This window comes from Martinezella lusitana (assembly GCF_016901135.1).
Taxonomy (GTDB): Bacteria; Pseudomonadota; Alphaproteobacteria; order Rhizobiales; family Rhizobiaceae; genus Rhizobium; species Rhizobium lusitanum_D.
Window position 1 is genome coordinate 50,252 of record NZ_JAFEVL010000051.1, and the last position, 11,505, is coordinate 61,756.

9 protein-coding genes are annotated in these 11,505 nt (G+C 61.2%); 8 read left to right on the forward strand and 1 reads right to left on the reverse strand.

The genetic code is table 11. The features are described from left to right. The first annotated feature begins 4 nt into the window (after window positions 1–4). Both JTP94_RS25140 and JTP94_RS25145 read left to right on the forward strand, forming a co-directional pair. The gene (locus JTP94_RS25140; protein ID WP_204853153.1) at window positions 5–928 is read left to right on the forward strand and encodes a helix-turn-helix domain-containing protein; all 924 of its coding nucleotides are present in this window, start codon (window positions 5–7) and stop codon (window positions 926–928) included. Between the two features lie 111 nt (window positions 929–1,039). Next, the gene (locus JTP94_RS25145) at window positions 1,040–2,446 is read left to right on the forward strand and encodes an aldehyde dehydrogenase family protein (RefSeq protein WP_409456632.1); all 1,407 of its coding nucleotides are present in this window, start codon (window positions 1,040–1,042) and stop codon (window positions 2,444–2,446) included. 87 nt (window positions 2,447–2,533) lie between these two features. Here JTP94_RS25145 and JTP94_RS25150 read toward each other — a convergent pair whose 3' ends face one another. Further along, window positions 2,534–3,238, reverse strand: a complete 705-nt coding sequence (locus JTP94_RS25150) for an IS6 family transposase (RefSeq protein WP_204853155.1) — start codon at window positions 3,236–3,238, stop codon at window positions 2,534–2,536. Window positions 3,239–3,515: 277 nt separating this feature from the next. On the opposite strand from JTP94_RS25150, the gene JTP94_RS25155 reads away from it, so the two are divergent. From JTP94_RS25155 to JTP94_RS25180, 6 genes are read left to right on the forward strand one after another with little or no spacing between them, the layout of a single operon-like run. After that, window positions 3,516–4,922, forward strand: a complete 1,407-nt coding sequence (locus tag JTP94_RS25155; protein WP_204853156.1) for an LLM class flavin-dependent oxidoreductase — start codon at window positions 3,516–3,518, stop codon at window positions 4,920–4,922. Between the two features lie 43 nt (window positions 4,923–4,965). Next, the gene (locus JTP94_RS25160; RefSeq protein ID WP_204853157.1) at window positions 4,966–6,612 is read left to right on the forward strand and encodes an ABC transporter substrate-binding protein; all 1,647 of its coding nucleotides are present in this window, start codon (window positions 4,966–4,968) and stop codon (window positions 6,610–6,612) included. A gap of 56 nt (window positions 6,613–6,668) precedes the next feature. Then, window positions 6,669–7,589, forward strand: a complete 921-nt coding sequence (locus JTP94_RS25165) for an ABC transporter permease (protein WP_204853158.1) — start codon at window positions 6,669–6,671, stop codon at window positions 7,587–7,589. Further along, on the forward strand, window positions 7,586–8,449 hold the full coding sequence (locus JTP94_RS25170) for an ABC transporter permease (protein WP_204853159.1): 864 nt from the start codon (window positions 7,586–7,588) through the stop codon (window positions 8,447–8,449). Before JTP94_RS25165 ends, JTP94_RS25170 begins: the two co-directional genes overlap by 4 nt. Next, window positions 8,446–10,134, forward strand: coding sequence for an ABC transporter ATP-binding protein (locus JTP94_RS25175; RefSeq protein ID WP_246755306.1), 1,689 nt, complete (start codon window positions 8,446–8,448; stop codon window positions 10,132–10,134). The genes JTP94_RS25170 and JTP94_RS25175 overlap by 4 nt, the downstream gene beginning before the upstream one ends. Window positions 10,135–10,147: 13 nt before the next feature. Further along, window positions 10,148–11,377, forward strand: coding sequence for an acyl-CoA dehydrogenase family protein (locus tag JTP94_RS25180; protein ID WP_204853161.1), 1,230 nt, complete (start codon window positions 10,148–10,150; stop codon window positions 11,375–11,377). Window positions 11,378–11,505 lie beyond the last annotated feature (128 nt).

The window sequence follows — 11,505 nt, forward strand, 5'->3', positions numbered from 1 at the left end:
CGCGATGCGGTCGCTGATGACGCCGGTGCATAAGCCGGTACAAGTGGAAATTCTAGAGGCCGATATCCGCAGGGTTTGCGGCTCATTCGATCTGGAACCCCTGCGCCGTACCGGTGTCGTCAACGGCAACGTAGCAACGCAACGCATTGGTCCGTTCGACACTGCGATTGTGGGCCTCGATGCCTCAGAGGTTGCCCGCAGCAGCCGTTTGATAAGGCAGGACCCCGGCGAGTATTTCTTCCTGCTTGTGCAGGATGCCGGCCAGTGTCGGGTTGAGCAGGGGGACCAGACGGCCGAACTTTTGGCCGGTGACATGTTCCTCGTCGATTCTGTCAAGCCGTCGAGCTTTCTCTACTGCGGCGAACGCTCCAACCAAGTCTCGCTGCACATCCCTCGCGAGGAGGTGGTGCACCGGTTCGGCAATACCCTTGCCGGCGGCCTTTCCATTTCGCGCGCCGACCCGCTCTGGCTTGCCATGCGCGCCGTGCTCGCGAAAATGCTGCAGGAAGATGGCACGCAGGCACAACTTGGCGAAGCCTTTCTCTGCCTGATAGGCGCCTACTTGCATTCGCGCAGCGCGACTGGCGCGGCGACACAAACCGAGACACTGCTGTCTCGCGCCTTGGCGATGATCGACTGCCATCGGGCTAACCCGTCATTTGGTCCGCGAGAACTGGCCACCCGCCTCAATGTTTCGGAACGGATGCTGCAGCGGCATTTTAGGCCGCTAGGCGAAACACCAGGCCGTCGGCTGCTCAACAGGCGTCTTGAACTGGCGCACGCGCTGCTCACAGCGCACCGACAACAGCCGGCGGAGGGCGTGACTGCGGTGGCATATAGTTGCGGCTTCAACGATGTTTCTTACTTTTATCGCGAGTTCCGTAAAAAGTACGGCGTGCCGCCGGGCGCAGTTGCGCGTTGTCATTGACGCTTTTGTCCAACCTGCGGGACGGCGTCGTCCAAGACTAACGTCGCTTTAGAGGCTATTTTGTTGCTAGGTCTGTCCGCCAGAGGAGCGGTTGGGCCGTGGAGGATCGAGATCATGGAATTCAATGCAATTATCGGCGGCAAGCCGGCACGAGCTGGCTCGGAGTTTGCGGTTGTTAACCCGGCAACGGGCGGAGAAGTCGGACGCGCGCCCAATATGGGTGGCGCCGAGTTGAATGCTGCGGTGGCGGCGGCCAAGGCGGCCTTCATCTCCTGGTCGGCACAGAGTGACGATGCGTTGCAAGCCGCCTGTGCGGCGGTCACGGCCAAGATCGAGGAACACGCCGCGGAACTCGCTGAGCTCATCACGCTGGAGCAAGGCAAACCGTTAAATGGCATGGGTTCACGCTGGGAAATCGGTGGCGCCGTTGCCTGGGCGGGTTATACGACGAGCCTCTCGGTCCCGGTAAAGGTCTTGCAAGACAACGAGCAGGGCAGGGTGGAACTGCACCGCAAGCCGCTTGGCGTTGTCGGCTCGATTACGCCTTGGAATTTCCCGGTGATGATTGCCGTCTGGCATATTCTTCCAGCTTTGCGCACGGGCAACACCGTCGTTGTCAAGCCTTCGCCTTACACGCCACTGTCGACGTTGCGTCTTGTCGAGATCATGAACGAGGTGCTGCCGCCAGGTGTCGTCAATGTGGTGACGGGCGATGACAAGGCGTTCAATCTGGGTGGCGCGATGTCGGCGCATCCGGATATCCGCAAGATCGTCTTCACCGGATCCTGCGCGACCGGTCAAAAGGTCATGCAGTCCGCCGCCGAAACCATGAAGCGGCTGACGCTGGAACTGGGCGGCAATGATGCCGGTATCGTGCTCCCGGATGCTGATCCGGAAAAGATCGCCGAGGGTTTGTTCTGGGGGGCCTTCCTCAACAACGGCCAGACCTGCGCGGCGATGAAGCGGCTTTATGTTCATGAGTCGATTCATGATGCGGTCTGCGATGCACTCGTCGCCTATGCGAGGAACATTCCGGTCGGTAACGGCATGGAGGAGGCGAGCATCCTCGGGCCGATACAAAACCGCATGCAGTTCGACAAGGTCTCGCGGCTTGTGGCGGACGCCAAGGTTCATGGCGAGGTGCTGCTTGGTGGTGAGCCTGGCGAAGGCCTGTTTTTCCCGCCGACCATCGTGTCCGGACTGAGCAACGGTGATGCGCTGGTCGACGAGGAGCAGTTCGGCCCGGCCCTGCCGATCATCCGCTATTCCGACATTGAGGAGGCAATCCGGCTTGCCAATGATAGCCCCAACGGGCTCGGGGGCTCCGTCTGGTCGTCCGATATCGCAGCGGCGAGACAGATTGCGAGCCGGCTGGCCTGTGGCTCCGTCTGGATCAACAAACATGGCGCTATCCAGCCGAATGCGCCCTTCGGAGGCGTGAAGGCTTCTGGCATCGGCGTCGAATTCGCCGACGAGGGCCTTGCAGAATACACCGATATCCAGGTCGTGTTCGCGTGAAAATGAAAGCAAGAGAGGAGAGGAGCTTGGCACGGCTCTGTTGCAAATTTTGGACAAGGCTGAGAAGGCGGCGTTTCGGAGCCGTCGTCAGAAGGCAACCGCCAGAATGTGGAATTGCTCGGCAAGCGATGGGCTCGGGTTGTAGGAATATTTGCCCTGTCGTTTGCGCATCATTTGAACCATCTCGATGCCTGCAAGCGTCACGGCCGCGCTCGTGAATGCCTTGAAACCCAACATCGGTCCGACACGTCGCTTGATCCGGCGATGATCCTGCTCGATGCGATTGTTTAGATATCGGCTCTGCCGAATTCTGATCGGCTTCAGGCATTTGTGCGGCTGTTGCTGCAAGCGACTGATCATATCGCAAGAGATGATGGTTTCCCTGTTGGTCTGGCTGCCGTCGATAACAATGCGCTCGGGACGACCATGCCGCTCAATGGCTTTTCTGAAGAAGCGCCTGGCGGCCAGCAGGTCCCGATGTTGGCTAAACCAGAATTCGACCGTGTCTCCGACGCTGTCGATGGCACGATAAAGATACATCCATTGACCCCGGACTTTGATATAGGTTTCGTCGGCATGCCATTTGCCGGTTACCGTACGCTTCCTTCGATTGAAGCGCTCTAATATCAAAGGCGAAAAGTGCACAACCCAGCGATGGATCGTCGAATGATCGACGCTGATGCCGCGTTCGGCCATCATTTCCTTCAGATCGCGCAGGCTCAGGCTGTAAGCCAGATACCAGCGCACGCAGAGCATAATTACCGACTGGTCGAAGTGGCGCCCTTTGAACATTGTAATCCCCGAATATATCGAGTGCTGAATACCGTTCCGAGGTTAGCAATAAGTTTGCAACAGAACCGGATGGAGCGCAGGCCGAAGCGGTTCGATTGGGTCGCAGCGAAGCTTCTTTCTCACCATTCTCCCAAGCGAGCGGCAAGAGAAAATTTGTTCCCTCGATTAGTATATTAAAAACATAGATTATCTGTGAAGTGGATCGTTATCAACTATCCTGCCCTCTGTTCAATTGGGTCGGCCTCGATAGGCCGCGTTGAAACCAGGGCACTTCCAGATGGGTCGGCACATCCGCTTCAATGCGTTCGAAATGAATTGCGTGGGCCATCAGTCGCCCGGCCTGTGGGCGCACCCGAAGGATCAGTCCTGGCGCTACAAGGATGTTCATTACTGGTCAGAACTCGCGCAAACTCTGGAACGCGGGATATTCGACAGCATCTTTATTGCCGACGTCATCGGTTATTACGACGTCTATCAGAACGGCATGGATCACACGATCCGGCAGGCTGCGCAGATCCCGGTGAATGACCCCCTGCAACTCGCGGTCCCGATCACCATCAACACAAAGCATATTGGCGTCGGCATTACCGCATCGACCTCTTTCGAGCATCCCTATACATTTGCCCGTCGCCTTTCGACCGCCGACCACCTGACGGGTGGGCGGGTCGCCTGGAACATCGTCACGTCCTACCTCGAGAGCGGCGCGCGCAACGTCGGGCAGGACGGCCTGAAAAAGCATGACGACCGCTATGAGGTCGCCTCCGAATATCTCGAGGTTCTCTACAAGCTGTTCGAGGGAAGCTGGGAAGAGGGGGCCGTACTTCGCGACCGCGACAGGCGGATTTTCGCCGACCCGTCGAAGGTCCACGCGATTGCCCATGCCGGCCGGCATTTTCGCGTGCCCGGCTATCATCTCTGCGAGCCATCGCCACAGCGAACCCCTCTTCTGTTTCAGGCGGGGCAGTCGGAAGCCGGAAAACGCTTTGCCGCGGAGAACGCGGAATGCGCTTTCGTCGGTGCCCTGACCAAGCCGGTGTTGAAGGCCTATGTCGACGACATGCGCGGCCGGCTGAGCGCCAATGGCCGCGATCCGGAAAAACTTCTCATCTACAATCTGACCACGGTGATCGTCGATGAGACCGACGAAAAGGCCCAGGCGAAGTTTCAGGACCTCCTCAGCTACGGATCCTACGACGGGTCTCTGGTTTTCATGTCCGGATGGACGGGCGTCGATTTCGGCAGGTTCGCCCCGACGGACCTTGTGCGCAAGGCGGCGCCGACGGAATTGCGCTCCCTTCTCGACAGGCTCGAGAGCTCCGGCCACCCGTGGACCGTCGAGGAACTCGCCCGCTGGGGCGCGATCGGCGGCGCCGGCCCGATCCTCGTCGGCAGCGCGGCGACCGTCGCCGACCTTCTGGAGGAATGGGTCGATGAGACGGGGGTCGATGGTTTCAACCTCTGCTACGCCATCGAGCCCGGTACGTTCGAGGACGTCGTCGACCTGCTGGTTCCCGAACTGCAGAAACGTGGCCGCTATCCTACCGCCTATCGCGAAGGAACCCTGCGGGAGAAGCTTTTCGGTGATGGACCTTACCTCCCCGATACCCATCGCGGCGCCCGGTACCGCGATATCGAGGCCGTGAAGCGATTGGAACAATCCGCACCGAGCCTTACTGGCGAATGATGACGCTCCATCCCCCCTTCACGCGGTTTGAGAAAGAACGAGCATGACGACGACATTCCATGGCCTGACGAAGATCACATCCTCCAGTATCGCCCTGCTGCTCGGCGCTGGCCTCTTGACGGTGGCCGGTACCGCAATGGCGGCTGACGTACCTGCCAAGGGCGGCACGCTGATCTACGCGACGGATCGGGAGCCGACGTGCCTCGATCCGCATGTCGATGGAGACATGCCGCAGGTTTTCGTGGCGCAGCAATATACGGACTCTCTCGTCTCCCAAGACAAGGATGGCCGCATCCAGCCCTGGCTGGCCAAGAGCTGGACGATCTCCGCGGACGGCAAAACCTATACGTTCAAGCTGCGCGAAGACGTGACATTCACCAATGGCGAAAAATTCAATGCGGCGGCGCTGAAGGCCAACCTTGATCATATCGTCAACCCGGCCACGCAATCCTCGACGGCGGGCGGCTACATTCAGCAATATGTTGATACCCAGATACCCGATGAATTCACCGCTGTCGTCCACCTCAAGAAACCCTATGCGGCGTTTCTGGAAGTGCTTGCGCAGGGGTTTCTCGGAATTCAGGCGCCCGCGGCCCTTGCGCGTAGCCGTGACGAGAATTGCCAGCGCCCGATCGGCTCCGGGCCATTCAAGATCGTGAAATGGGATCGCAAGAGCCAGATCACCTTCGAGCGAAACGAAAACTACAACTGGGCTCCTCCGACCGCCGGGCACAAGGGGCCGGCCTATCTCGACAAGGTCATCTGGAAATTCATTCCGGAACCCTCGGTGCGCTTCGCTTCACTGACCAATGGCGATGTCGACGTGATCGAGAGCGTGCCGCCGGAATCGGAGGAGGCCGCAGGCAGCGACCCGAATCTCGCGCTGATCATCAAGGACCGCCCCGGCAATCCCACCAATTCGGCGCTCAATATCAAGCGCGCGCCGTTCGACGATATCCGTGTCCGCGAAGCTTTCGTCCGTTCGGCCGACCTTCTGAGCGCCCTCGATAGCGTTTATTTCGGTCGCTACAAGCGAGCACCCGGCCCCTTGAGCGCCGTGACGCCCTTCGCGTCGCCGGATTTCCAGAGCGCCTACGACTACGACGTCGAACGTGCGGATAAACTGCTGGACGACGCAGGCTGGACCGAGCGCGACGACAATGGGGTTCGGACAAAGAACGGCAAACCCTTGACCGTCGTCGTGCTGATCGGCGATTTCCAGGGCGCAGCCGAGCGCTCGTTGTGGGAGCAGATCCAGGCGACGGCTGCCGAGGTGGGCTTCGACGTGCAGCTTCAGAATCTCGGCTTTTCGGAATGGCTCGACCGGATGGGAAAGTGGGACTACGACGCTGTCGGCGAATACTGGAATACCAACACGGCCGACGTCCTGCGCATCGTCTTTTCGTCGGAATTCCTCGGGGCCGTAGGCTCCGGCGGATATCACCAGAATGCGACGGGGTTCAACAATCCCGAGTTCGATGCGATCGTCAACAAGGCGCTGGAAACCACGGATGAAGCCACCCGCCGCGAACTCTACCATCAGGCACAGAAGATCGTCGCGGAAAACTACCTGCAGATACTGACCTTCCCGCAAAGCACACGGCTCGGTGTTTACAAGACGGCGCAGGGCGTGCGGCTTGAACCGTCTCTCTCCGTCACCACCCTCTACGATGCCTGGGTAAAGAAATGAGGGCAGTGCTCGGTCACACACTAAGGTCCGGCAGGCTGGGCCGGATCGCATGGCAGGTGAGCGAGCGTCTGCTCTCCGGGGTGCTGGTCCTGCTGGTCTCGGCAACCGTCACGTTCTTCGCGCTCCGGTTGACGCCAGGCGATCCCGTCAGAGCCGTGCTCGGGGGCCCGACCGCCGCACCGACACCCGAGACGATCGCGATGGCCATCGCCGAGTTCGGCCTCGACAGGCCGCTCTACCAGCAATATCTCATTCACATCGGCCGGCTTCTGCAGGGCAATTTCGGCACATCGTTCTCGCAGCATCAGCCGGTGATCGACGTCATCGCCGAGCAGATCGGCCCGACGCTGACGCTGACGGCCTCGGCCATCGTCGTCGCGTGGATTCTGTCCATCGCCTCGATATTGGCGACCACGCGGCGCAACCGCATCGTCAGCGGCATCGGCTCGGCGGTCGAGACTGTTTTGGCGTCGCTGCCACAATTCTGGCTGGCGCTCGTTCTCCTTGCGGTCTTTGCCTTCGGTCTCCGCTGGTTTCCAGCGCAGAGCAATGGCGGGATATCGGGCCTGGTGCTGCCGTCGCTGGCGCTGGCCTTGCCGCTTGCCGGCTTTCTCGGTCAGGTCACCCGCGAATCCTTCGAGTTGTCGCTCGACCAGCCCTTCATTCTTTCGGCGCGCACGCGAGGCCTGGGTGACTGGTCCGTCCGATGGCGGCATGCCCTGCGCCATGCCATGCTGCCGGGCATCAGCCTGTCCGCCTGGGCCGTCGGGTCACTGATCGGCAATGCCGTGCTGATCGAAATCATCTTCTCGCGGCAAGGGCTTGGCCGCACCCTTTATCAAGCTGTCACCGTTCAGGACATGCCGCTCACCATCGGCGTCACGCTCGTGGTCACCCTAATCTACGTCGTCGCCAGCCTGATCGCCGATATTCTGTTCGTGGTTGTCGATCCCCGTCTGAAGGGCAAAGCGACATGAGCGCACCCGTCTCGACCTACTTCCTCTACACGGCCCGGCCGCAATTGCGCGTCGGCTTCCCGCCGGTCGGTGCCGTGCTCGCTGCGGCCTTTCTCATTTTTCTCGTGCTTGCGGCGCTGGCGCCGGGTCTGTTTGCGATCGCAAATCCATTGAAAATCGCGCCACGGGTTGCTTTCCACGCACCGGAATGGAGCCATCCCTTCGGTACAGACCAGTCCGGCCGCGACGTCTTCTCGCGGGTCATCCATGGCGCGCGCCAGTCTCTGATGCTCGGGCTTGGCGCGGTCGGCGTGTCCATGTCCATTGCCATCGTTCTCGGTCTGATCGGCGGGCTCGGCGGGCGGGTGGCCGAGCGGGTCATCGGCTGGGTCCTTGAGGTTCTGTTCTCCTTCCCGACCTTGATCCTGGCACTGCTTTTTGCAGCCCATCTGGGTGGCGGTCTCGGCCCGTTGATCATTGCAACCGGCGTCGGCAACGCGCCCGGCTACGGTAGGATCATCTTCGGCCAGACCCTGAGTGTCCGGCGCGCCGGTTATATCGAGGCCGCCCGTGCGCTTGGACATTCGCCGGCGCGAACGATCTGGCGGCAAATCCTGCCCAACGTCATGCGTCCCCTGATCGTTATGGTGACGATGGGTGTCGGACAGGCCATCGTCTGGTCGTCCGCCCTGTCGTTTCTGGGCCTCGGTGCCCAACCGCCGGCAGCCGAATGGGGTACCATGCTGGCGATGGGCCGCGATTTCGTCAGCCGCGCCTGGTGGCTGACCTTCTTTCCGGGGCTCTTCATCGTGCTGACGACGCTGTCGACCACCGTCGTCGGTCGGCATCTCCAAAAATGGATCGAAGGACGTGCGCAATGAGCAAGCAGCCTTTGGTCGTTCAGAACCTGTCGGTCACCATCGGCGCCGGGAATGCGCGCCGGACGGTCGTCAGAAACCTCACGTTCCGCGTCGAGCCGGGCAAAGCGCTGGCACTGGTCGGTGAATCCGGGTCTGGCAAAAGTGTTACCGCGCGCACGCTGGTGGGTCTCACCGGCGACGGCGCAACCGTTCAGGCCGACCGGCTCAGCTATGGAGACATCGACCTGCGCGCTCTTTCGGAGCGGCAGTGGCGACAATTGCGGGGTAAGGATATCGGCTTCGTCCTGCAGGACGCCCTTGTTTCGCTCGACCCGCTGAGGCCGGTGGGGGCCGAGATTGCCGAGGCGCTTGCGGCCCACGGCTGGGGAAACCGGCAGACGCGCTGGCAAAAGGCAATCGATCTGCTGCGATCTGTCGGCGTCCCGGATCCGGAGGTGCGAGCCCTGCAAAGGCCGGGCGAATTGTCAGGCGGGCTGCGCCAGCGCGCGCTCATCGCCACGGCGCTCGCGCTCGATCCGGCTATCCTGATTGCCGACGAACCGACGACGGCACTCGATTCCACCGTGCAGGCGCAGATCATCGCGCTGCTGTCCGCGACGAAAGCGCGAGGCGATGGATTGTTGATTATCAGCCATGACCTGCATGTGGTTTCCAGCCTTGCCGACGAGGCCATCGTGCTCAACCAGGGAGAGGTCGTCGAGCAGGGACCGGTGGGCGAGGTGTTGGGCCATCCCCGGCATCCTTACACGCGCCTGCTTCTCAACTCCGTTCCCGGCCGCCATTGGCGCGGCAGCCGGCTTTCCGACGAACGGCCGGTCGCCAAGGTGCGCCCCGGCTGGGATGAGACAACGGTCCTCGATGTTCGCAATGTCAGAAAATCCTATGCCGGGCCGGCTGACAGCGTCCGTCTGGCCGTCGATGCGGTCAGCTTTTCGATCAAACGCGGCAAAACGCTCGGTATCGTCGGGGAGTCCGGCTCCGGCAAGACGTCTGTTGCCCGGATCGCGCTCGGACTTCTGCAACCCGATGCGGGTCAGGTCCATTTTTCCAATACGCTCTGGGCAACATCCGAAGATGACAAAAAAAAGGTGACCGAAGCCCAGCGGCGACCCTTGCGCGGGGATCTGGGGGTCGTCTATCAGGATCCGCTCTCGTCGTTCGATCCGCGCTGGAATGTAGCCCGCATCCTCTCCGACGCACTCGATGCCGCCGGCGTCGATCGCCGGCACCACGACCGGCAGATCACCGACCTGCTTTCCAAGGTACGCCTTGAACCCGATATCGCCGATCGCTGGCCGCTCACATTGTCGGGCGGGCAGCGGCAGCGTGTGGCGATCGCCCGCGCCCTTGCCTCCAAGCCCAAGCTCCTCATCTGCGACGAACCCGTCTCGGCGCTCGACGTCTCGGTACAGGCACAGGTCCTGGACCTTCTGACCGATCTGCAGGACGAACTGGGCATTTCCTACCTGTTCATTTCCCATGATCTCGGGGTCATCCGACATGTGAGCGACGAGGTGCTGGTCATGCTCGACGGCCGCATCATCGAGTATGGCGCGGTGGAAGAGGTTTTCACAACACCAAAACACGCATTCACCCGCAAGCTGCTGGCCGCATCGCAGCTTCGGCCACGCGCCAACTCCGCATCCACGACGGCCCATGCGGTCGGCAGCATATCCAAACAATGAATGGTACTTTGAAATGAGTCAGATCGATTTGGCCTGGGGCGCCGGCCCGAGCACGCAATACGAGACATTGGCCGCGCGCTTCAGGCCGATTTTTCAACGGATCGCCGAAGGCGCCATCCAGCGCGAAATCGACCGCGATCTTCCGCACGCGCCGATTGCCTGGCTGAAGGAAGCCGGCTTCGGCGCTTTGCGCATTCCTCCAGAAGAAGGCGGCCATGGCGCGACGTTGCCGGAGCTTTTCAATCTGCTGATCGAACTGTCCGAAGCCGATTCGAACATCACCCAGGCCCTGCGCGGCCATTTCGGCTTCGCCGAAGACATCGTCAACAAGCCGCAGGGGCCGTGGCGCAAGCGCTGGACGGAGCGGCTGGCAAGCGGCGAGATCGCCGGTAACGCCTGGACCGAGATCGGCGACGCAAAGATTGAAGGGTTTTCGACCCGCGTGTCGGAGAAGGATGGCGGGCTGGTGCTGAACGGCGCCAAATATTACACCACGGGCTCGCTGTTTGCCGACTGGATCGATGTCGGCGCCAGCGGGGTCGACGGGCAGGGGGTTGGCCTTGCCGTCAGGCGCCATGCCGATGGCGTGGTGATCGTCGATGACTGGGACGGTTTCGGCCAGACGCTCACTGCCAGCGGCACGACGACATTCAAGGACGTAGCGGTCGATCCGGACGACGTGGTCATCGACGAGGACAAGTTCCGGTATTCAGCCGCCTTCTATCAACTCGTTCATCTCGCAACGCTTGCCGGTATCGGCCGGGCCTTGACCAACGATGTGGCCAAGGCCGTTGCCGAGCGCCGCCGGACCTACACCAACGGCGCCGGTCCGCGCTCAAGCCAGGATCCGCAGGTTCTGCAGGTCGTCGGCCGGATACGTAGCGCCGCCTACGCTTCGTCCGCGATCGTGTTGCAGGCGGCGCAATCGCTCGAGCGCGCTTTCCATGCCCACCTTGCCGGCGACTCTGCCTTAGAGGAGGCTGCGAATGCGGTGGCCGAACTGGAAACATCACAGGCATTGGTGGTGATTTCGACCCTGATCCTCGAGGCCTCGACCATCGTCTTCGATGCGCTCGGCGCATCGGCCACCAAGAAACCCTCCGCGTTGGACCGGCACTGGCGCAATGCCCGGACCCTGTCGTCGCACAATCCGCGTATCTACAAGGACCGGATCATCGGCGATTTCGCCGTCAACGGCACACCGCCGCCATTCCAGTGGCGTATCGGGCTCAGCGCAGGTTGAACCGACGTTGTTGCATCGATCTGGTGGCTGCTGATATCAGGCGTCCGTTTTGGGACCCAGGATATTTCCGATGCCGCATAAGTTCAATGCCGACCGACGGGACAAGATAGCCAAGCAGAAGCTTAAGG

What these genes read in the sequence shown, in the direction of transcription:
- JTP94_RS25140 (WP_204853153.1), top strand. Translation starts at nt 5, where the DNA reads ATGCGGTCGCTGATGACGCCGGTGCATAAGCCGGTACAAGTGGAAATT.
- JTP94_RS25150 (WP_204853155.1), bottom strand. Translation starts at nt 3,238, where the DNA reads ATGTTCAAAGGGCGCCACTTCGACCAGTCGGTAATTATGCTCTGCGTG.
- JTP94_RS25155 (WP_204853156.1), top strand. Translation starts at nt 3,516, where the DNA reads ATGGGTCGGCACATCCGCTTCAATGCGTTCGAAATGAATTGCGTGGGC.
- JTP94_RS25160 (WP_204853157.1), top strand. Translation starts at nt 4,966, where the DNA reads ATGACGACGACATTCCATGGCCTGACGAAGATCACATCCTCCAGTATC.
- JTP94_RS25170 (WP_204853159.1), top strand. Translation starts at nt 7,586, where the DNA reads ATGAGCGCACCCGTCTCGACCTACTTCCTCTACACGGCCCGGCCGCAA.
- JTP94_RS25175 (WP_246755306.1), top strand. Translation starts at nt 8,446, where the DNA reads ATGAGCAAGCAGCCTTTGGTCGTTCAGAACCTGTCGGTCACCATCGGC.
- JTP94_RS25180 (WP_204853161.1), top strand. Translation starts at nt 10,148, where the DNA reads ATGAGTCAGATCGATTTGGCCTGGGGCGCCGGCCCGAGCACGCAATAC.